16 protein-coding genes and 1 pseudogene are annotated in these 20,896 nt (G+C 58.9%); 8 read left to right on the top strand and 9 right to left on the bottom strand.

Going from position 1 to position 20,896, the window contains the following annotated elements:
* Nucleotides 1–111: 111 nt before the first annotated feature.
* The 3 genes from SIL87_RS06520 (at nt 112) to SIL87_RS06510 (ending at nt 3,031) form a co-directional block, all read left to right on the top strand.
* Entirely contained in the window at nt 112–882 is a 771-nt protein-coding gene (locus SIL87_RS06520) for a creatininase (protein ID WP_319613378.1), read from the top strand.
* Nucleotides 883–981: 99 nt separating this feature from the next.
* On the top strand, nt 982–2,256 hold the full coding sequence (locus SIL87_RS06515) for an amidohydrolase (protein ID WP_319613377.1): 1,275 nt from the start codon (nt 982–984) through the stop codon (nt 2,254–2,256).
* Between the two features lie 106 nt (nt 2,257–2,362).
* Nucleotides 2,363–3,031 carry a trimeric intracellular cation channel family protein gene (locus tag SIL87_RS06510; protein WP_319613376.1) on the top strand — a complete coding sequence of 223 codons (669 nt, stop codon included), beginning with the start codon at nt 2,363–2,365 and terminating at the stop codon, nt 3,029–3,031.
* Between the two features lie 144 nt (nt 3,032–3,175).
* Here SIL87_RS06510 and SIL87_RS06505 read toward each other — a convergent pair whose 3' ends face one another.
* The 7 genes and pseudogenes from SIL87_RS06505 to SIL87_RS06475 all read right to left on the bottom strand — a co-directional run bounded on the left by SIL87_RS06505 (nt 3,176) and on the right by SIL87_RS06475 (nt 13,216).
* Nucleotides 3,176–3,652 carry a hypothetical protein gene (locus SIL87_RS06505; RefSeq protein WP_319613375.1) on the bottom strand — a complete coding sequence of 159 codons (477 nt, stop codon included), beginning with the start codon at nt 3,650–3,652 and terminating at the stop codon, nt 3,176–3,178.
* 48 nt (nt 3,653–3,700) lie between these two features.
* The gene (locus SIL87_RS06500) at nt 3,701–5,392 is read right to left on the bottom strand and encodes a ParB/RepB/Spo0J family partition protein (protein WP_319613374.1); all 1,692 of its coding nucleotides are present in this window, start codon (nt 5,390–5,392) and stop codon (nt 3,701–3,703) included.
* A 232-nt stretch (nt 5,393–5,624) separates the two neighbouring features.
* A pseudogene (locus SIL87_RS06495) lies at nt 5,625–8,405 on the bottom strand (helicase-related protein); the annotation flags it as partial.
* 43 nt (nt 8,406–8,448) lie between these two features.
* Nucleotides 8,449–9,630, bottom strand: coding sequence for an IS256 family transposase (locus SIL87_RS06490; RefSeq protein WP_319612316.1), 1,182 nt, complete (start codon nt 9,628–9,630; stop codon nt 8,449–8,451).
* Between the two features lie 115 nt (nt 9,631–9,745).
* Complete coding sequence (locus tag SIL87_RS06485) at nt 9,746–12,163, bottom strand: N-6 DNA methylase (RefSeq protein ID WP_319613372.1); 2,418 nt, start codon at nt 12,161–12,163, stop codon at nt 9,746–9,748.
* Between the two features lie 94 nt (nt 12,164–12,257).
* Entirely contained in the window at nt 12,258–12,743 is a 486-nt protein-coding gene (locus tag SIL87_RS06480; RefSeq protein WP_319613371.1) for a zincin-like metallopeptidase domain-containing protein, read from the bottom strand.
* A gap of 107 nt (nt 12,744–12,850) precedes the next feature.
* On the bottom strand, nt 12,851–13,216 hold the full coding sequence (locus SIL87_RS06475) for an ArdC family protein (protein ID WP_319613370.1): 366 nt from the start codon (nt 13,214–13,216) through the stop codon (nt 12,851–12,853).
* A gap of 228 nt (nt 13,217–13,444) precedes the next feature.
* On the opposite strand from SIL87_RS06475, the gene SIL87_RS06470 reads away from it, so the two are divergent.
* Both SIL87_RS06470 and SIL87_RS06465 read left to right on the top strand, forming a co-directional pair.
* Complete coding sequence (locus SIL87_RS06470; protein WP_319613369.1) at nt 13,445–13,798, top strand: hypothetical protein; 354 nt, start codon at nt 13,445–13,447, stop codon at nt 13,796–13,798.
* Nucleotides 13,799–13,941: 143 nt separating this feature from the next.
* A complete protein-coding gene (locus tag SIL87_RS06465; protein WP_319612316.1) occupies nt 13,942–15,123 on the top strand; it encodes an IS256 family transposase in 1,182 nt (393 codons plus the stop codon).
* A 389-nt stretch (nt 15,124–15,512) separates the two neighbouring features.
* Here the strand turns inward: SIL87_RS06465 and SIL87_RS06460 are convergent, their stop codons facing one another.
* Nucleotides 15,513–16,685 carry an IS4 family transposase gene (locus SIL87_RS06460; protein ID WP_319612376.1) on the bottom strand — a complete coding sequence of 391 codons (1,173 nt, stop codon included), beginning with the start codon at nt 16,683–16,685 and terminating at the stop codon, nt 15,513–15,515.
* 29 nt (nt 16,686–16,714) lie between these two features.
* Between SIL87_RS06460 and SIL87_RS06455 the strand changes: the two genes are divergently transcribed.
* A complete protein-coding gene (locus SIL87_RS06455) occupies nt 16,715–17,728 on the top strand; it encodes a hypothetical protein (RefSeq protein ID WP_319613368.1) in 1,014 nt (337 codons plus the stop codon).
* Here SIL87_RS06455 and SIL87_RS06450 read toward each other — a convergent pair whose 3' ends face one another.
* Nucleotides 17,729–18,457 (bottom strand): orotate phosphoribosyltransferase, encoded by a 729-nt coding sequence (locus SIL87_RS06450; RefSeq protein ID WP_319613367.1) that lies wholly within the window; start codon nt 18,455–18,457, stop codon nt 17,729–17,731.
* Between the two features lie 114 nt (nt 18,458–18,571).
* Here SIL87_RS06450 and SIL87_RS06445 point away from each other — a divergent pair, with 114 nt between their 5' ends.
* The gene (locus tag SIL87_RS06445) at nt 18,572–19,801 is read left to right on the top strand and encodes an NADP-dependent isocitrate dehydrogenase (protein WP_319613366.1); all 1,230 of its coding nucleotides are present in this window, start codon (nt 18,572–18,574) and stop codon (nt 19,799–19,801) included.
* A 55-nt stretch (nt 19,802–19,856) separates the two neighbouring features.
* A complete protein-coding gene (locus SIL87_RS06440) occupies nt 19,857–20,867 on the top strand; it encodes an LLM class flavin-dependent oxidoreductase (protein ID WP_319613365.1) in 1,011 nt (336 codons plus the stop codon).
* Nucleotides 20,868–20,896 lie beyond the last annotated feature (29 nt).

Genomic DNA, 20,896 nt, shown 5'->3' with positions numbered 1-20,896 from the left:
GCCACGGCCCGAAGCGCCAATTTTGAATCGTTCCGCGCACGAGAGATGCCGGTGCCTCCCGTGGTGCCGGCACGTGCCATTTAAGACCCATAGAACAAGGAATAAGACGTTATGAGTATCATGATGAACGAGTTGTCGTGGCCCGAATATAGACAAAGGATTCTGGCTGGTGCCGTTGTGTTTCTTCCAGTCGGCGCCACCGAACAGCACGGGCATCATATGCCTTTGGGAGTCGATGTCTTTCTTCCCATGGCGATCTCAAAGATGATCGCGAAAAATTTGGATGGACTGGTGGCGCCCGGTCTCGCTTATGGTTACAAATCACAGCCGCGCTCGGGTGGCGGCAATCACTATATTGGAACAACGAGTCTGTCCGCCGCCAGTCTCATCGGATCGCTGAAGGATGTATTGCTCGAATTCGCCCGGCACGGCTGCCGTAAGCTCGTGATTATGAATGGCCATTATGAAAATGCCATGTTTGAAGTCGAAGCCATCGATCTGGCTCTGCAGGACATGCGATGCCGGGGTGTTCATGACTTCAAAATTTTGAAAATCGATTATTTTGAGTTCATTCCTGAAAAGACGCTGCAGATGCTGTTTCCGGATGGTTTTCCCGGATGGGCATTGGAGCATGCGGCGGTTTTCGAGACGTCCCTGATGCTGCATTTTCATCCCGAACTCGTGCACATGGACAGGCTAGTAGACGAACAGCCGGCGAACTTTCCGCCCTATGATGTCTATCCGACGAACCTTGGCCCCATTCCACCCTCAGGTGTGCTGTCGAAAGCTTGTTCCGCAACGGCAGCTAAAGGTCTGAAAATTGCCGATGATTTCGATGAACTGATTACGATGAGTATCAAAGAAGAGTTTGGGATAGCTTAATAGACGCTGGATAAAGCCCGCGAATTGGTCCAAATTCCGGGGAAAGCTCAATTTCACGGTCAGATACTGGCAACCCATGGATATCAGACGGAGATCACAATGGCCGGCCAAAATTCGCTAAAAAATGCGTCCGCCGTGCTGGCGAACCTGAGCGCGCTGCTACCCGACCTTGAAGCATCTTATAAAGATATCCACGCCCATCCGGAATTGTCGATGCACGAGACCCGGACCGCGGGCATCGCCGCCGATCGGCTCGCGAAAGCCGGTTACGAGGTGACGACGGGGGTTGGCGTTACCGGTGTGGTGGGATTGCTCTGTAATGGCGAAGGCCCGACCGTGATGCTACGTGCCGACATGGACGCATTGCCGATCGCCGAGAACACTGGCCTTGACTATGCAAGCAAGATTTCGGCGACGGATGCCGAGGGGAATACCGTGCCGGTGGGCCATATGTGCGGCCACGACATGCATGTGGCCTGGTTGATCGGAGCCGCGACATTGTTGTCGCAGGCGCGGGACGCCTGGAAAGGCACATTGATGGTCGTATTCCAACCGGGAGAAGAGACCGCGCAAGGTGCGCAGGCGATGATCGATGACGGTCTCCTGAAACGCTTCCCCATGCCCGATGTGGTCCTTGGCCAACATGTTATGGTCGGGCCGGCTGGCACCGTTGCCGGCAGTGCCGGACCCATCACGTCGGCGGCAGATAGTCTGCAAATTCGTCTGTTCGGCCGCGGCGCTCATGGATCCATGCCGCAGGCAAGTATCGATCCGGTTGTCATGGCGGCGTCTGTCGTTCTGCGGCTCCAGACCATTGTGTCTCGCGAGATTGCCGCGGCGGATGCAGCCGTCGTCACGGTTGGCGTGTTGCAGGCCGGCACGAAGGAGAACGTTATCCCTGATGAAGCGATCATCAAGCTCAATGTCCGAACCTTCGATGCCGGTGTGCGCGCGCACGTGCTCGCGGCCATCGAAAGGATCGTCAACGCCGAGGCGCAAGCCTCCGGCGCGCCGCGCAAACCAGAGATTACGCCGCTCGACCGTTATCCGCTTAACGTCAATGATGAAACAGCGAGCAATCGAATCGCCGCGGCTTTTCGTGATTATTTTTCTCCCGAGCGGGTCAAGCACACCGGGCCGGCGCCGGCCAGCGAGGATTTTGGCTGCTTTGGGACGGCATGGCATGTACCTTCGGTATTTTGGTTCGTGGGCGGGAATGATCCGAAAACCTATGCCGACGCGAAGGCGGCTGGTAAGCTGAATGAACTGCCGGTCAACCACAGCCCGCAATTCGCCCCTGTACTGCACCCGACCATGGAAACCGGCGTTGAAACATTGGTTGTTGGCGCATTGGCTTGGCTTGAGGCAGGCTGAAATACTGTCTGTTGCCGGCTGTTTGCGTTGGGGACTCTTATCTTCGAATGGTCGCTATCCCAAACAGATTCTTTCAAAATAACAAGGTCTCACCTTCGGAGCGACCATGGCAACCGTTCAACTTTTTGTGCCTATTCTTGATCTGGGCGGTACCTTCGTCTTCGCGATTAGTGGAGCGGTTGCCGCCGTCAATCGTCGTCTCGATATTTTCGGAATCCTTGTCTTGTCATTTGTCACGGGGAATTTCGGTGGGATTGCGCGTGACGTGCTGATTGGCGCGGTGCCTCCGGCCGCCCTAAGCGAGATTAGATATTTGCTGGTTTCAGTCATTGCAGGTCTTATTACATTTTTTTGGTATTCCGGCGTCGACCGCCTGCGTAGTCCCGTACTACTATTCGACGCGGCGGGACTAGCATTCTTTGCCGTTGCTGGAGCCCAGAAGGCGATTGAGTTTGGATTAAGCCCAGTTATGGCAGCTCTGCTAGGCATGCTGACCGGCATCGGCGGCGGCGTGACGCGAGACGTTCTACTTGCAGAAATCCCTCATGTGCTTCGCAGTGACTTATATGCTGTTGCAGCATTGGCTGGCGCGTCCATCGTGGTTGTCGGCGATATGTTAGGTATCTCGTATGAAGTTTCGGCACTTATAGGAGGGGCGTTGTGCTTCGGCCTCCGCTTTATGGCGATCAGACACGGCTGGAATTTACCTATCGCGCATCTGTCCGCGCAAGCACGAGCGGGAACAGATCCTTCGAACGATATAAAATCCAACTGAGCTCATTTTTCCTCAGCCTACGGCCTATCGGAGGAAGAAGCGCGTAATTTACGAATGTCTGGTTTCGGTTGGGTCGATCGTGATGCTCTACGATTGGGATGAAGCGCGTAGCTGCCGTAGCTCTGTCAGCAAAGAAAATTCGCTTTATATGCCAGTCTCCCTGACCAGGCGCTTGGCGAGATGGCAACATTGATGGCCGTAAATCACCTCAAGTTCGCGCGCGAAGGCAGTGGCGTCGGCTAGTCGGACATCCGCCAAAAACTCACCCGCCTCGACACAATTTTCGTCGCCATGGTCAGTGTAGCGCCCGACGATCCAAACGGGATCCTCGGGCTCACCGCCGATGTCATGCTCGTAATAAGTAATGAAAAGATAGCTGCCGTCATGGAAATTCTTGCGCCAGGCGAGGCAACCCCCGCCGGTCATTTCCGGCTGGTAGCCATCGGCCAGCATCTGCACCAGCTCCGGTGCTTCGTTGATACGGCGATTGACGATCTCCCAGAAACGGGCAGAAATTTCGTCTGATTTTTTCAGCGTCAACCCATAGAGGCTGACGGCATTCTTAAGCTGAGACCGGGTCGCGCCAGAAGGCGCGACCGTCGCAAGGACGGTCGTTTTCATGGTCACTCCTGTTTTGGTGGTGAGGTGGCCGGCGAGGGCCCGGTCGGTTTAAGCCGCTTCGGCTTCGGGCTCATCCCAGGGCGGCGTGTCCAAATCGGTCTCCGCCTGAGCGTCTCCATCCCCGTCATTGCCAAGACTGTGCGCGAACCGGCCTGCGGATTTGGCACGGTCAGCCAGCACTTCGCTTTCATCCTTGTTCAGCGCGAAACGGGCAGGGGGATAGACATAGGTCTCGTTTTTCAGCCGTTCGATGACGGCTGCACGCGTGGCCTTGCCGGTCTGCCGCGGCAGCACGCCATTGGCCGAACCCACCGCTTCCATCTCGTTCTTCGAGAGGCAGGCCATGAATTCCTCCGTACCCATCGTGGGGAGATGACGATCCGCGTTGACGGCGACACCGGCGACACGTGCGACCATCCCGCTATTGCCCCCATATGTGGTGTCGCGCAGGCTAAGCCCGATCCGCAGCGCATCGCGCGCGGTCTGGCGCAGGGTTTCCGGGTCAGCCGTCAGAACCCCATCAGCCGCGATCCTGGCGGCAAGGATGTCGCGGCCCCGAACGCGGAGGACCTCATCATCAATGCCGGTGCGTACGTCGACATTGTTACCGCAGACTGCGAGGACCAGCAGTCCGATCAGCGTCAGATCATCAATTTCATCCTCGGCAAACGCCTTGTGCAGGGCCGCGGTCCGGAAATCGCCAATCATCGACATGCCGGCCTGGGTGACGGGCGCACGGGTTTTGACGGCGATGCCCTCGATGGGCGCGGCGATAGCATTGGTCTCGCCTTTCTTGCCTGCGGCTTTAGATTTGGCCTGTTCCTCGGGCATCCGATAGGCGATCACCTCGATCTTGCCGGTGCGATCGCTGACATAGTGCCCGAGAATGTCGCCCTTTCGGGGCGGGCCATAGTTGCGCTCGGCTTTCGGCGGCAGTTTCGGATCGCCACTGCTGTCGAGGGTCAGGATCACGCCCTTCTTTGGCATCGTGTTGGACATGTGTTCATGCTGGGCGCCAAGGTAATCATCGACCTGCGTGGTGTAGCGGTTGTCCTGGTCACCTTCAGCGAACAGGTCTTCCAGCCACACGATCCCATGGGCTTTGGCGAGCGTATCGTCGAAAGCAGCATCCCGGGCATAGAGCCGGCGCTGGTCCAGGGCGCGGGAGTAATCCCACCAACTTGTCCGTTCGTTCTTTTTGGGTTTGTGCTTCTTCCAGGCCTCGGCCTGATCCTCCTTGAGCGCGGAGGCGATGGTCCGGAGCTGGCTTTCGTTGGGTTCATCCCCCTTGGCCATCTGGTCCAGCACGGCCGGGTGGATGCTCCCGCAGAGCCGCAGGCGCCGGATGGTGCGCGGCGGGATGTTGAGCGAAACAGCGATGGCTTCCTCGTTCCAGTCCGCCCCGGCCATGGCTTCTATATAGCGCCATGTGTCGACCGTCCCGAGACCAGCGCGCACGACGTTCTCCGCGAAGCTGTGCATCATCGTCGTCCGGTCATCATGCTCGGTGTAGAGGGCGTCGATTTCCGTGAGCCCGGCGCGAATGCAGGCGCGCACGCGCCGCGCGCCAGCAACAATAAGGAATTCGCCATTTTTTTCCTTAAAAATCGGCGGCTGAATTAGCCCAACCGCTTTGATATTCGCGTAAAGCTGATCTTCCAGCGCCGGGATCACTGGACTCTGGCGCGGGTTGTGCGGGTCTTCCTTCAGGATAGAAGGATCAATTTTTCTCAACTCCATTTTTTTATCTCCTTTGGGTTTTTGGGGTTCGGATCATTCCGACCTCCACCACGACCGATGCAGGGCAGGGGGGAGGGCACCATTGCAGGCGAGCGATCCTGCCCGGCGGTGGGCCGGGCCGGATTGCGCAGGCTGCGATGGAGCGCAGCATTGGCCTTCCACCGGCCCTGCGAGTTCGTTTTATTTTTCGCTTTTCATTTTCTTCAGCCTTCAGGCTGAGGGAGCCGCCCGGCTACGCGGCCTCGGCCATTTCGTCGGCAGGCTCAACGTCATCATCGTCGCTGGGCGGGAGCAGGATGAACTGCCCAAAATCGGCGTCTTCGGGCGCTGGCGCAATGCTGGCTGCGTCTTCCTCTGGTTTGCTGGCCAGCGCCTGATCGATGGCTTTCAGCTCATCCCGCTTGGCATCCAGTTCGCCGGCGAGATCGAAGGGCTGACCGAGGCGGGGCTCGTAGTCAGCCAGCCGCCTTGTTGCGTCGGCGAGCCGCTTTTCGCACTCCTCGCGCTGCGCCTCGAACCGACTGAGGGCGGATTCCAGACGGGCAATGACGCCCAAAGCAGTCGGGTCGTCCGGCATTTCCACATTGTCGCGATGATGGCTGCGCTGGATCACGATGTGGCTCGCCATGATCGCGGCCTTCCGGTCTCTGGTGAGACGGACCGAGAATGGGAAACCACCGATCTCCCCGTTGACCTTGGCAGCGTCATCCCAGGCAGCCTCCATGACAGCCTTCAAAATCGCACTTCCCGCGGCTTTGCGCTCGGTAAAATTCTTACCGTTCAGGCGCATCGCAAAATTTTCGCCGCGTGTATCCTGACGCACGGCCAGGTCTTGGGTGATCTCACCAATCCGCTGCTGGTTGAACGCGATGGTCTCGCGCGCATCGGTAATGGTTCGGCGTACCGCGATCTGGTTGTCAATATGCGCGTCATGCAGCCGGACGAGGCGGGCGATTTCCGCTTCGAGACCGGCTTTCTGCATCAGCCGCTGGTCGCCAGATGCGATGGCCTTAGCCATCGCGAACTGATTGCTCTGGCTTCCGGCATCCTCCAACCGGCGGACCGACCGATCACCGCTGAGCGAGGCTTCGATGAACCGCTGCTTGCGCTCGTTGTTCTGCCACATCGTCGCATCCATCGAGGTCAGCGTGGCATAGGCGTAAATCTCGATCTCCTCGTTCTGATTGCCCTGCCGTTCGATCCGTCCTTCGCGCTGTTCGATGTCGGAGGGTAGCCAGGGCACATCGAGGTGGTGCAGGGCCTTCAGCCGCTTCTGGGCATTGACGCCTGTTCCCATGGTCTGGGTGGAACCGATGAGAAAGCGGATTTTGCCGGCGTTGAATGCCGCAAAGAGCCTCTGCTTTTCAGACGTTTTTTTGAAATCCTGCATGAAGGCAATTTCGCTGGCCGGCACGCCGCGCGCGACGAGCTGGGTTTTGATCCAGCGATAGGCGGAGAAGCCGCGCTTGGCTTCAACGCCAAGGGTGCCGAGATCGGAGAAAATCATCTGTCCTGCGCCGGTCACCTCATAGGACACGCCCGGGGCCATTTCGTAAACGTTGGCAGCGTTCTCCTGGTAGATGCGCCAGGCATTTTCGATCAACGCATTGAGCTTGCTGTCCGGGTCATCGGGCAGATGCGCCGCAACCAGGCGGAGATCGACCGCGGCGTGACGCCCATCGGTGATCACGGAGAGCAGGATGTCATCACCTTTCTTCGGCCGGCCGTGACGGCTTTCGATCGCCTTGATGCGGCCATCCAAATGCCGCTGATAGGCTTTGAACATTTTTGATGGCGCCGCTGTGATGACCTGGCGCTTGCCGGTGGCGATCCGGGGCAAGCGCAGATTGTCCCGTAGATCGCCTTTCAGCACGATGTCCGCAAAGCTGCGGAAAATGTCGATCAGTTCGGGAACGTTCACGAATTCCGAGAAGCGCGTCACCGGTTTGTAGGTGCCCGAAGGCTGCAATTCGAGTTCGGTACGAGCGTCACCAAAATTGCTCGCCCAGGCGTCGAAATGATGCAGGCCGGTCCGGAGCAGAATATCGGATGCGAAGAAGCGTTGCAGGGTGTATAGCTCGCCCATCGTATTGGTGATCGGCGTGCCGCTGGCCATGACCAGCGATCGGCCCTGATTGATCGACTCGATGAAGCGGGATTTGACGAACAAATCCCAGGCCCGTTGCGAACCATTCGGGTCAACGCCCTTCAGCGTGCTCTGGTTGGTGGCGAAGGCGAGTTTACGAAACTCCTGCGCCTCATCGACAATAATCTGGTCGATGCCCATCTCGCTGATGGTGAGAAGATCGTCCTTGCGGGTGCCGAGATTTTCGAGCTTTGTCTCATAGCCTTCCTTCTGGCGCTCGATCTGTTTGCGGCTGATGCGGTCGTCGCCATCCAGCTCCTCCAGCATGGACTCGAATGCGGCAATCTGGTCCTCGATCATGCGCCGCTCGAACGCGGCCGGGATCGGGATAAACCGGAACGCGCTATGCGTGATGATGATACAATCCCAGTCCGCGGTCGCCGCCCGCGCCATGAAACGCTGGCGCTTGGGTTTGGCGAAATTCACCTCGTCGGCGACCAGAATTTTCGCGGTCGGATATAGGAGCAAAAATTCCCGGCTGGCCTGAGCCAGGCAATGGCCCGGCACCACCATCATCGCCTTGGTGATGAGGCCAAGGCGTTTTTGCTCCATGATGGCCGCTGCCATCGAGAACGTCTTTCCCGCCCCGACCGCATGCGCGATGTAAGTGCTGCCGGCGGCGATGACGCGCCAGATGACACGCTTCTGGTGCGGGTAGAATTTGATGACTGTGCTCGCACCCGGCAGACTAAGATGACTCCCGTCAAAATGCCGGGGGACCATGTTGTTCATCGTGTCGTTGTAGATGCGCGATAGCCGTTCAGCGCGCTCAGCATCGGTCCAGATCCAGTTCTGAAAGGCGGTCTTGATCTTCCCCAGCTTCTCCTTCGCCGCCTCGGTGTCTTCGGCGTTGAGCTGGCGCATTTCGCGATTGAGCAACCTGATGTCTGGAAAATAGGGCGAGCGGGGGTCAGGCATCCTGGTAGTCCCACTTGATGTAGCCCTTGGTGTCGGCGGCCCATTTTTCATCGATTTCGACGAGGACGGCGCTGACGAGGCGTTCGAGGGAGGCTTCGTTGGGGAAGACCCTGATTTTGGTGGTGCGGCGTTTGAGTTCCTGCTGGATGCCGCGTTCCATGGGGTTGGAAGTGCGAAGCCGGCGCTGGTGGGGTTCTGGCAGTGTGAAGACGGTGAGGCCTTCGGGGATATTTCGTTCGAGCCAATCGGCGAGCTTTGGTGCGGTGTCGCGATAGGCATTGACGAGGGTTGTGAGAGCGATCTGGGCAGCGGCGAGGGAATTTGCGTTCCAGACGGTCCGGAGTTCTGCGCCGATGCGTTTGCGGATGGCGTGGTTGGGGGCGTGGTGGATGGCGTTTTGGGCGAGGTGGAACTGGCATCGTTGCCAGTGTGCGGCGCCGAAGACGGCGCGGCGTGCGGCGTGCAATCCGGCATGGTCATCGGAGACGATGAATTCGACGCCTCGCAGGCCACGCTGATGGAGGCTTTCGAGGAAGGCACGCCAATGGACTTCGGCCTCGGAAAGGGCGACCGAGACGCCGAGGACACGGCGGCGTTCATCGGGTCCGATGCCGATGGCCGAGAGCACGGCGGCATCGCGGACGACGCCATTATCGCGCATTTTTTCATATCTGGCGTCGAGGATGAGGTAGCGGATCTCGGCGAGGGGTCGGGTGCGCCAGGCGGCGAGTTCGTCATCGAGCAGCTTGCTGGCGCGGCTGACCTGAGCGGAGGAGAGGCTTTCGATGCCGAATTCGCGCATGACGGCCTCGACGTCGCGGGTGGAGACGCCTTTGATGTACATTTCGGCGACGGCGACCATGACGGCGCGGACCGAGCGTCGGCCGCGTTCGAGGGACTGTGGGTAGAAGGGTTCGCCCACGTGACCGGCGGTTTTGGGGACATCGACGGTGATCGACCCGGCCGGGGTATCGATCCGCTTGGGCTTGTAGCCATTGGCGTAACCCTGACGATCGGGGTTGCGCTCGTAGTGACTGGCGTGGAGGAAGCGTTCGCGCTCGATCTGCATGGCGAGTTCGAAGGTCCTGGCAAATACCGTGGCGATATCGCCTGCGCCGTTTTCGATCAGATGTTCCAAAAGTGCCTCGATAATCGTATCCTTTTTGGCGTCCATTCATCGGTCTCCATGTTGGTGTGAACAACTGCATGGAATACCAGAATGAACAGCCCTTGCCGGGGCATGCCCCGGCAAGGGCACCAACTCCCAACCCAAAATGAATTTCCAGACGTCAGGTTACACCACCCATTTCGCGGCCGTCTTCCATCCACACATCGAAAATCTGGGGAATGGAGGCGTTCAACGCGTCATCCATCAGCAGCCCGGCGTGCCGGCGTTCGGTCCCCCATTCCGTCGTGCAACTCGCCTCGCCGGCGAACGCGCTGGTGTTCAGGTTCCAGGTGCCGATGCCGGACAGATGACGCACCTGAGTTTCGATGCCGATGATCTCGCGGCAGAAGGCCGCGATGTCGGCGGGTGGAATCCACGGGGCGCCGAGACGCGCTGTGATTTCCGAGGGTTTTAAGTCGGTCGGCTGCGCTGCCTGCAAGGCTTCGACATTGGCGTCGAAGCGGGACTCAATCTCGGCCGCCGTGAGAGCCGCTTTCAGCTTGGTGCGAACCGGGCCGGAGAGGTAAGCATCGGCAGTTTCCCAAAGCCGGGTTTCCGGGTTGAGGAAGATGGCGCCCGCCAGATCAGCCTCGACCTGCTCATGGGTAAGACCGAGGGCTTCGGCGATGAAATCCATATCGACGCGGCCGGTGTCATGAAGGCAAACCGTGAGAGCATCGGAGGCAGTGACGATTTTCGGCGGGGCAGGGGGATGGATCACCCGTTGCGTAAAGATCGCCCCGTGGCGCGCCTTGCCAGTCTCCTGGTCGTAATCCTCGATCGAGGCGACCAGCCAGACATCCGGGTCGTCGGCGAATGGTGCCAGATTCGGCCGGCGCACGATTTCTTTCGTAGCGCCGCTATCTTCATCGGTGATGGTCGTGATTTCGGTGCGGTTGATCGGACCAAAATGGCGCACGAATTTGCTGTGCGCCCGGCGCAGCGCGACCTGGGCTTCGGCGTAGGGGCGGTTATGTTCCTGGGCGCGCAAAATCTCGCGCACGGCGTTGCGGATCGGAATCAGCCCTTCGATGATCTCGGCCGAACGCACCGGAACGCCGTCACCTTTCGACCGTGGCCGTTTAACCGCGATTTCTGTTGGCACACCGTCGATCACCTGGTGAAGGCGGTGATTCGTGACGAGGTAGCTGCCCTCACGGATCGTCGCCCCATCGGCGACGCTAGCGGTGAAAAATTTCAGCGGCTGGTCGGAGGGCCGGCGGAACGAATCCGGCCGGGGCTGGTGGATGCCTTTGGGCAAGGTGTCCAAGACAGCGCTGAGTCCGGCTTCCAACGCCTCACCCGTCGGACCCTCGCAGGTATAGACGAGGCCGAACGGGCTGGTCGTGCAGGTGTGTTCGCCGAGCACCATGGCCGGACGATCCAAAAAATAGCGGTTGACCTGAAACGCGTTATGATCGTTGGTCGCGGCGACGGCCTCGCCGGTCTCGATCCAGTCGACCCCGTTCCCCTCCTCACCACCCATCCGGCGGCGGAAAAAAAGGACGTCGACCACAACGTCGGTGCCGGCGTCCTGGCGCATGGCGCCCGCAGGTAGCCGGACCGCGCCTACTAGGTCGGCCAGTTTCATAATCAGCGCGCGTGCGGTCGGATCGCCCTTATCCATTGTCCACCGGCTGGCGACGAAAGCCGCCAGCCCGCCTGGCCGAAGATGATAGATCGACTGCGCGATGAAAAAATCGTGCAGGGAAAGGGCAACGGCCGGGCTGACTCCGGAGAATCGCTGGGTTCGGTCGGAAAACGGTGGATTGCCGATGACGAGGTCAAAGTCGCCGGCCAGCTTCGCCTTGGTGAAGTCTTCAAGCCGGATGTCACTTTCCGGGTAAAGCAGGGTGGCGATGCGCGCGGTGATCAGGTCGGCTTCAATGCCGGAGAAGAAAGATCTTTCTGCAATCGGCGTGGGGCTTGCCGCCATAAAGAGCCCTGTGCCGCAGCCCGGTTCCAGCACTTTGCCGCCTTCAAAGCCGAGGGCCGCGACCGCGCTCCACATCGCCCGGATGATAAATTCCGGCGTATAGTGGGCATATTGCGTTGCGCGCATCAGGCCGGCTTTCTCTTCGGCCGAGACCAGGGCCTCCAACTCGTCGGCCAGCGCCGCCCAACCTTGCTTTGGGGCTTCGCTGCCGCGGGGAAAGATGTTCTGTGCGAGCTCGGTGCTGCTGAAGGCGCAAAATTTGATCAGGATCGCCTGCTCGTAAGCGGTCGCGGCGCGACCGTCGGCTTCGATGGCCAGCAATGTGCGGATCGCGGCGATGTTGTCCTGAGCGCGGTATTTCCAGCCCGTCGCGAGGTTGCGCTTTCCGTCCAAACGAAAGTTTTTCGCCGACCGACTTGTCTTTTCTCCCAGGCCGAGCGGGATCTGATCTTCGACATGAAGAGCGGCATTCTCATAGGTTTCCGCGGCCTCCTCTTTCATGGGGATGCGGATGAGGCCGCTCGGCGCCATGGCGTCGGAGGACAACGCGGTGTTGCCGAACAGGTCCAAGGCAAATTGGTTCAGCTCGTTTGAGAGAGGCATTTTTGATCTCCTGAAAATGAAAACGCCGCCCACAGGGACGGCGTTCGGGTCGGTTAGGGGGGAGGTGCCCGGCCGCTGAGCGGCGAGGTTCTGGCTATGCGGCTTCGGCCAGCTCCTGCTGGTCCTCGCCGGCATCCTGGCCGGTGACGGCCTCGGCGGCGGCCAGATGAGCGCGATATTCGGGATGGAAATTCAGGATGAAGTCAGCAATGCGCTGAGCATCAGCCGCGGCGCGGAAAATTTCGCGCTTGTCGTCTTTCAGGCGTTGCAGCCAGTTCTGAACATAGGCGGCGGTATTTTCGATGTCCGTGCCGATGCCGATCGTGGAGCACACCATCGAAGCAGCGATATCGACCCGCAGCTCCTCGGCGGCGTAAGAGGCCGACCCGAACGCACCGTTTTTGGTCAGGTCGAGGCGGGGCTTGGCAAAGGCCCAATGGCCTAATTCATGGACCGCCACATGAGCGAACCCTTCGGCACTGCTGAACGCCTCGGCGGGTGGGAGCTGGATATGGTCTGTGGCCGGCGAATAAAACGCCTGAGCGCCACCGTTACGGATGACGGCCTTGCTGTTCGCCATGATGACATCGAGGGCGTCGGGACGCTGCCAGGCGACCGCACCCAGTTCCGGCCTGACGTAATCGGGGATGCCCTCGATCTGCGAGGCGTGAAAGACGGTGGAGCATTTCAGAAGCTGGTAGAAGGATCGTTCGTCGCCGCCTTCGGCCTGATCCCGCTTCTCGACGCGTTTGAAAACACGATCATGGTGCCGCGCTCACCTTTGCGGACCTGCCAGCCTTTCGCCTGGGCCTGGCGGTACGAGCACCAGCGCGGATCGTCCCTGAACCGGACGGCCTGAGCCAAGCCCAGCACGAGATGATTGATCCCGCGATAAGCCTTGCCGGTGGTGACGTTTATCGGCACACCACAGGCACCCTGATCCCATTCCCGCCGCCAAGGGATGATCCCTGCCTCCAGGGCCTCAACAATCTGATTAGTGATGTCCTGATAATGGTCCCGCTGCGACACGCTCGCCGATTTTCTGAAACCCATTTTCTTTCTCCTTTCCCCATCCAGACCCCGACGTGAGGACCGGACAGGCAAAGGCGGCCGCGCCCTATCGCGCGGCCGGGACCAGAGCCACGCGCAGCGCAGCGAGCATGGCGAGGACCCACCCTTTGCCGGGCCGGTCCTCGACGGCGGTAGTCAATTTTCTATTTTCAAATTCTCCCAGTATTAAGGCATCGGAATACTTTGATTAGCTCTAGGACTGAAAAAACAATGACAGACGACGACTGGAAGAACCACGCACGCACCGCTGTACTAGCTATGCAGTCATTCACAGCACCCTTTGTATGCCCGATTTCTTACGAGCGTCCGAATGAATTGCCACGCCTCTCCGGTACGGGTTCTTACATTGACCTATTCAAAAAGAAGTTTTTACTTACAAATCAACACGTGCTGCTCGATGAACACACCAAACAAGAAAAGCCGCAACTTGCTCATGGTATAAGCGGAACTGACGATGTATTCAGAATGATTCATGGTTCCATTTCCGTTGGCTATCCAATTGACAGTGCAATCTATCCTGTGCCCGATGCCGTATGGAAGGCGACACATACCGGAGGCGCGTAACCGTTCACACCCCGGTGGTGTAACCTGACGTCTGGAAATTCATTTTGGGTTGGGAGTTGGTGCCCTTGCCGGGGCATGCCCCGGCAAGGGCTGTTCATTCTGGTATTCCATGCAGTTGTTCACACCAACATGGAGACCGATGAATGGACGCCAAAAAGGATACGATTATCGAGGCACTTTTGGAACATCTGATCGAAAACGGCGCAGGCGATATCGCCACGGTATTTGCCAGGACCTTCGAACTCGCCATGCAGATCGAGCGCGAACGCTTCCTCCACGCCAGTCACTACGAGCGCAACCCCGATCGTCAGGGTTACGCCAATGGCTACAAGCCCAAGCGGATCGATACCCCGGCCGGGTCGATCACCGTCGATGTCCCCAAAACCGCCGGTCACGTGGGCGAACCCTTCTACCCACAGTCCCTCGAACGCGGCCGACGCTCGGTCCGCGCCGTCATGGTCGCCGTCGCCGAAATGTACATCAAAGGCGTCTCCACCCGCGACGTCGAGGCCGTCATGCGCGAATTCGGCATCGAAAGCCTCTCCTCCGCTCAGGTCAGCCGCGCCAGCAAGCTGCTCGATGACGAACTCGCCGCCTGGCGCACCCGACCCCTCGCCGAGATCCGCTACCTCATCCTCGACGCCAGATATGAAAAAATGCGCGATAATGGCGTCGTCCGCGATGCCGCCGTGCTCTCGGCCATCGGCATCGGACCCGATGAACGCCGCCGTGTCCTCGGCGTCTCGGTCGCCCTTTCCGAGGCCGAAGTCCATTGGCGTGCCTTCCTCGAAAGCCTCCATCAGCGTGGCCTGCGAGGCGTCGAATTCATCGTCTCCGATGACCATGCCGGATTGCACGCCGCACGCCGCGCCGTCTTCGGCGCCGCACACTGGCAACGATGCCAGTTCCACCTCGCCCAAAACGCCATCCACCACGCCCCCAACCACGCCATCCGCAAACGCATCGGCGCAGAACTCCGGACCGTCTGGAACGCAAATTCCCTCGCCGCTGCCCAGATCGCTCTCACAACCCTCGTCAATGCCTATCGCGACACCGCACCAAAGCTCGCCGATTGGCTCGAACGAAATATCCCCGAAGGCCTCACCGTCTTCACACTGCCAGAACCCCACCAGCGCCGGCTTCGCACTTCCAACCCCATGGAACGCGGCATCCAGCAGGAACTCAAACGCCGCACCACCAAAATCAGGGTCTTCCCCAACGAAGCCTCCCTCGAACGCCTCGTCAGCGCCGTCCTCGTCGAAATCGATGAAAAATGGGCCGCCGACACCAAGGGCTACATCAAGTGGGACTACCAGGATGCCTGACCCCCGCTCGCCCTATTTTCCAGACATCAGGTTGCTCAATCGGCTAACGCTTCATTCGAGGCAAGAAAGGGGGGGTGTGAATGGTTACCTCGACTTATTCTTACGTCGAGATTCTGATGATGCTGGACAACTCAGGGTCAATGGATATTGGCGCAACACCTAGTGACATCACAAAAATGGAAGATCTGTCTGTCTGTTTGCCCTCGACGATGAACATGACGGATATCAATTCGATGGGCGCGTATGACGAGAGCAATCCATCACTCAACGTCAATATGAACAATGTATTACACTATAACTCAGGTGGTAATCCGAACAATATATCCGGAAAATGCGCGACGAATTATACTAGCCCAAAATCTCCGTGCGGCTTCTCACTCATCCCCTCATTACGTAGCCGGCATGGAATTGCCGAATATGCCGCTGCTGCGCAGCATTTCCGTGAACCGCCGCATCAGGGGCAGTAGCCGGTGCTTCGGCATGTTCGGGATCAATTCATAGAGCATGCACCCCTGACGGAACAACGAGTGTGAGCGGGTCTTCGAAGTGTTGGACTTGAGCTGTCGATCCATTCCCAGGCTCTCGCCTGCCGTCCCGAGCATGGTCAGCAGCGCCATCGCAAACGCGCTGATGAGCAGCAGCCGATCGCGCCGCTCTGGTTCGGCGATGCGGATCTCAGCCATCCCCATCCCAAAACGCAAATCCTTGACGTCCCTGAAGCTGGGTTCGATCGTCCAGCGCCGGGAATATTGCTTGATCAATGTCCCTGCAGACGCCACGGCGTCACTGCTCGCCAGGCACCACGGCTCCTTCATGTCACGCGCATGTACGCACACCACGGCACCGACCTGATAGGCGTGCGAGGCGGTGACGCGCGCACCACGCAGTTTGCGCGCCCGGCCCGATTTGCCGACCCAGTCCGCCGCGGTTCGCGTCTCGCCTGCGGCATCGGTGACATGGATGTTGCCGCGGAAGCGAATGATATAGGCAAAGCCAAGCTCCGTAAGATACGCGAACAGCTTGTGGTCACCGAAGCCGCGGTCGGCCAGGATGGTCACGCGGCAGCCGGGCGGGACAACCTCCGACAGGCGGCGCAGGCAAGTATCCTCGATGGCGTTGCGCTGATCTTTCAATTCCTCTTTCCACATCGACAGCCACAACAGAGGCATCGCCCGGCCATGCTTGCTCACCAGGTTGAGCGCCAACGTTGCCTGATCGTCGCCGTCGAAATCCGTCCAGTCCATGGCAACGACGATGTCGGTCTGCGAACCCACCAGATGCGGTACCCAACGGGCGAAGCTTTCCCAGACGTCGATACTCTCGTTACTGAGCATGCGATCAACCTGCTTGATCGCGTGCTTGGTCACCAGCCCGCGCGCCTGTGCCAACGCCTGACCGATCATCGCGACGGCGAGCGACGCGCCGGTCATCACGCCCAGTGTCGCAGCAGACAGGGAGTCAACGCGTTTGGCGTGGAGATCGTGGGCATACAACTCGTCAATGAATGCGCGGATGTCCTTCAACCGCCCACCATCACGCTTTTTCGATGCTGCAATTCCCATGATCCACCCTCATCCATGCATTCCAACGCTTGGTAGAGAATCGCAGCGAATCGGCGCAATACCTGGACCTATGGAAAATGGGGGGATTCCTGAGGTGCGGCTTCGCATGTCATACCGATCCCAACAACAACGATCTTTATGGACTTGCTCGGAAAAATGGTATCGAATTAAGAATTGACGTCGTCATCAGCGCGGCAGAAAATGTCATATCGTCAATGCAGGCGAATGAACAGGCACCTGACCAGTTTTCGGTTGGTGTCTACCAATTCAATACTGATATATCGCCATTGTTTCCAGACGGGCAAGCAAGCGGGGCGGGCGTAAATCCGGAGGCTTCGACGAATTTGTCTGCCGCTTTATCGGCCGTCGATGCAATCGATTATAGCAAAAATCCGTCGATGATAACGCCGATCTTACCCAATGTAGCGAGTTCGTGCTGCGAGACCGACTTTCCCCAGTCGGTGAACGACCTTCTATCCGGCTATTATAGTAATGGAACACGGTTCGGAAGTCCAATTACCGCTGCCGGGTCGGGCAATACCCAGGCGACTCCCCAAAAAGATATCTTCATCGTGACCGATGGGATGGAGGATTCCGGCTCGGCGGGAACGACGACAAATAGGGAAAATGGAGAAATGACATCAACGGTAGCTGAAAACGCGACTTATCCGTCTAATCTTGCAGTCTGCAAAAATTTCAAAAATCTGGGGTTCACGGTATATGTGCTTTACATTGACTATAATTCTTTACCTAATAACTATTATATGACAGCAGACGTTTCCCAGACACCCTATTTCGATGAAGACTATCCGTTGGTAAACGCAAGCGGGATCACGACTCAGGAGGATGCGGAACCGACCAGTGTTACTAACGGGGGCAATCCTCCGAGCGCCGACGCCATGTCGCCTGACGAAACCGCTCTGCAGTCCTGCGCTTCGTCGCCCAGCGACTTCTATGTTGCAAATAACGCAGCGGCGATCAGCACGGCGATGAACGCCATGCTGAAATCGGCACTCAGTACGACGATCCGGATTACCCGCTGATCACTTCGCCGCCTTATGGGCGGCGGCTTCTTCGGCGCTGGTGACACCGCCATGCGCTGCCGACCAGACGACCGGGTTTTCAAGGAATTTGCGGACGCCGGCCAGCGTGGTTTCGGGAAAGTAATCGCCGCCGCGGCAGGCTTCGAGCACGTCCCACCACGTGCAGAGATGGTGCAGCGAGATGCCCATATCGGTGAGTTTGTTCAGACTGCCGGGGAAAACGCCGTAGAAGAACACGACGAACACATGATCGCAGATCGCCCCTGCATCGCGCAGGGCGTTGGCGAACTGGATCTTGGAACCGCCATCGGTCGTCAGGTCCTCGACGAGAAGGGTGTTCTTGCCTTCGGGGACGTCGCCTTCGATCAATGCGTTGCGCCCGAACCCTTTGGGCTTCTTGCGGACATAGGCCATCGGCAGCGCCATCCGGTCGGCGATCCAGGCGGCGTAGGGGATGCCGGCGGTTTCACCGCCGGCGACGGCTTCGATAGTTTCGAAACCGATCCGCCGATTCAGCTTCTCGACTGCGAGCTCACAAATTTTGGCGCGGGCACGGGGAAAATAGATGATCTTGCGACAATCGATATAGACCGGCGCCTTCCAGCCGGACGTGAAGGTGTAGGCCTCCTCCGGCCGGAAGTTAATCGCCTTGATCTCCAGCAGAATTCTTGCTGCGGTCAAAGCCGCGTCGCGATCCCAGTCGGTCGCATGCCCCATACTCGACGTCATGTTCAGCTCTCCAAATGCCGAATCGGTCCTAAAACACCCCTGCCCTGCCGTCCACTGGCTTGCCGCTGGTTCGATCGGTGATAGAGACGACAGTGTTCGTAGGAGGAGCGAGATATGGCACGGATCAAGGTTCGGAACCCGATCGTCGAGATGGATGGCGATGAGATGACCCGGATCATCTGGGGGTTCATCAAGGAAAAGCTGATCCTGCCCTATCTTGAGATCGATCTGAAATATTACGATCTCGGTATCGAGCATCGGGACGCGACTGATGACAAGGTGACCATTGAGTCCGCCAACGCAACCAAGGAGTTCGGCGTTGCGGTCAAATGCGCGACCATTACGCCGGATGAAGCGCGGGTCGCCGAGTTTGGCCTCAAGCAGATGTGGCGCAGCCCGAATGGCACGATCCGCAACATTCTCGACGGCACGATTTTCCGCGAGCCGATCATCTGCAGGAACGTCCCGCGTCTGGTGCCGCACTGGTCCGAGCCGATCGTGATCGGCCGCCACGCCTATGGCGATATCTATCGCGCCGTGGAGACCAAAATCCCCGGACCGGGCAAGGTCCAGCTATCCTATATTCCCAGCGATGGCGGCAAGCCGATCATTCTGGACGTCCATGATTTCAAGGGCCCCGGCGTGGCCATGGGCATGCACAATACCAGGGCTTCGATCGAAGGCTTTGCCCGTGCCAGCTTTAATTACGGTCTGCTGCGGAATTATCCGGTCTATCTTTCGACGAAGAACACCATCCTGAAAGCCTATGACGGGATGTTCAAGGATGTGTTTCAGGAGATTTTCGATGCCGAATTCAGGGCTGAATTCGAAAAACACAAGCTCACCTACGAGCATCGGCTGATCGACGACATGGTGGCCTCCGCTCTGAAATGGAACGGCGGTTATCTCTGGGCATGCAAGAACTACGATGGCGACGTGCAGAGCGATATCGTGGCTCAGGGGTTCGGCAGTCTTGGGCTGATGACGTCGGTTCTGATGAGCCCGGATGGCAAGACGATCGAGAGCGAGGCGGCGCACGGCACTGTGACCCGTCATTATCGCGAACATCAGAAGGGTCGGCCGACCAGCACCAATCCGATTGCCAGTATTTTCGCCTGGACCCGTGGCCTTGCCTATCGTGGTAAGTTCGATGAGACGCCGGAGGTGACCGAATTCGCCGAGACGCTCGAACGGGTCTGCATCGAGACCGTGGAAGCCGGTTTCATGACGAAGGATCTGGCGGTGCTGATCGGGCGTGAGCAGCCCTGGATGACGACGCAGGATTTCCTCGCCAAGCTCGACGAGAACCTGCAAGCTGCGATGGCTCATCACAAAGCGTCATAAGCCATATACATTTTAGCGTCTGCCGCCGGATCGTTTGCCTGCCTATATCAGGTTCATGAGTCCGATTCCGTTTTCAGTTCTCGACCTGGCCCCGATCCCCGATGGTGCGACCGCGGGCGATGCGCTGCGCAATAGCGCGGCACTCGCCCGGCAGGCCGAGCGGCTCGGCTATCATCGCTATTGGCTCGCCGAACATCACAATATGCCGGGCATCGCGAGTGCGGCGACGGCGGTGGTGATTGCTCACGTGGCCGCGGTGACCAGCACGATCCGGGTTGGGTCAGGCGGGGTGATGCTGCCCAATCATGCGCCGCTGATCATTGCAGAGCAGTTCGGCACGCTGGAATCGTTGCATCCGGGCCGGATCGATCTCGGGCTGGGTCGTGCACCGGGGACCGATCAGCGCACCGCCCGTGCGTTGCGCCGCGAGTTGGCCGGCAGTGAAAACCGCTTCGCCGAGGATGTGCTCGAACTTCAATCCTATTTCCGCCCGGCGCCGCCGGATCAGGCAGTGCGCGCGGTTCCGGGTGCCGGGTTGAACGTGCCGATCTGGTTGCTCGGCTCTTCGACCTACAGCGCCGAGCTTGCCGCCGCACTCGGATTGCCCTTCGCTTTTGCCGCCCATTTCGCTCCCGATCTGTTGGGAGCGGCATTGCAGATCTATCGGGCGCGGTTCACCCCCTCCGCTCAGTTGGCGAAGCCGCATGCGATGGTCTGCATCACAATTTGCGCCGCGCAGACCGATGCCGAGGCGGCCCATCTGTTCAGCTCGCAGCAACAGGCTTTCGTCAATCTGCGGCGCGGCCGGCCCGGCAAACTGCCCCTCCCCGCCCCGATCGACGAGATCTGCTCGCCATTGGAAAAGGCCCAGATCGATCATGCGCTGATGTATGCGATGGTCGGTGGGCCCTCGACCGTCGCACACCGGTTGGAGTCTTTTGTCACCACGTTCCGGCCCGACGAGGTGATGGTCGCTGCGATGATCCATGATCCGAACGCGCGTGAGCAAAGCTACAATCTGGTCGCGAATATTCAGCACCAGCTCAATTTGAAATTGGCCGCCTGACCGATCGCGGTGGCCGGCCGTGCCACGTC

It is taken from the genome of Acidiphilium acidophilum (assembly GCF_033842475.1).
Classification (GTDB): Bacteria; Pseudomonadota; Alphaproteobacteria; order Acetobacterales; family Acetobacteraceae; genus Acidiphilium; species Acidiphilium acidophilum.
The sequence above is the reverse complement of the archived record's forward strand: the minus strand, read 5'-3'. Positions and strand labels throughout refer to the sequence as shown.

Excerpts from the sequence above, each read along its gene's own strand:
- SIL87_RS06520 (WP_319613378.1), top strand. The coding sequence starts at position 112 with ATGAGTATCATGATGAACGAGTTGTCGTGGCCCGAATATAGACAAAGG.
- SIL87_RS06515 (WP_319613377.1), top strand. The coding sequence starts at position 982 with ATGGCCGGCCAAAATTCGCTAAAAAATGCGTCCGCCGTGCTGGCGAAC.
- SIL87_RS06510 (WP_319613376.1), top strand. The coding sequence starts at position 2,363 with ATGGCAACCGTTCAACTTTTTGTGCCTATTCTTGATCTGGGCGGTACC.
- SIL87_RS06505 (WP_319613375.1), bottom strand. The coding sequence starts at position 3,652 with ATGAAAACGACCGTCCTTGCGACGGTCGCGCCTTCTGGCGCGACCCGG.
- SIL87_RS06500 (WP_319613374.1), bottom strand. The coding sequence starts at position 5,392 with ATGGAGTTGAGAAAAATTGATCCTTCTATCCTGAAGGAAGACCCGCAC.
- SIL87_RS06490 (WP_319612316.1), bottom strand. The coding sequence starts at position 9,630 with ATGGACGCCAAAAAGGATACGATTATCGAGGCACTTTTGGAACATCTG.
- SIL87_RS06485 (WP_319613372.1), bottom strand. The coding sequence starts at position 12,163 with ATGCCTCTCTCAAACGAGCTGAACCAATTTGCCTTGGACCTGTTCGGC.
- SIL87_RS06480 (WP_319613371.1), bottom strand. The coding sequence starts at position 12,743 with ATGGCGAACAGCAAGGCCGTCATCCGTAACGGTGGCGCTCAGGCGTTT.
- SIL87_RS06475 (WP_319613370.1), bottom strand. The coding sequence starts at position 13,216 with ATGGGTTTCAGAAAATCGGCGAGCGTGTCGCAGCGGGACCATTATCAG.
- SIL87_RS06470 (WP_319613369.1), top strand. The coding sequence starts at position 13,445 with ATGACAGACGACGACTGGAAGAACCACGCACGCACCGCTGTACTAGCT.
- SIL87_RS06465 (WP_319612316.1), top strand. The coding sequence starts at position 13,942 with ATGGACGCCAAAAAGGATACGATTATCGAGGCACTTTTGGAACATCTG.
- SIL87_RS06460 (WP_319612376.1), bottom strand. The coding sequence starts at position 16,685 with ATGGGAATTGCAGCATCGAAAAAGCGTGATGGTGGGCGGTTGAAGGAC.
- SIL87_RS06450 (WP_319613367.1), bottom strand. The coding sequence starts at position 18,457 with ATGACGTCGAGTATGGGGCATGCGACCGACTGGGATCGCGACGCGGCT.
- SIL87_RS06445 (WP_319613366.1), top strand. The coding sequence starts at position 18,572 with ATGGCACGGATCAAGGTTCGGAACCCGATCGTCGAGATGGATGGCGAT.
- SIL87_RS06440 (WP_319613365.1), top strand. The coding sequence starts at position 19,857 with ATGAGTCCGATTCCGTTTTCAGTTCTCGACCTGGCCCCGATCCCCGAT.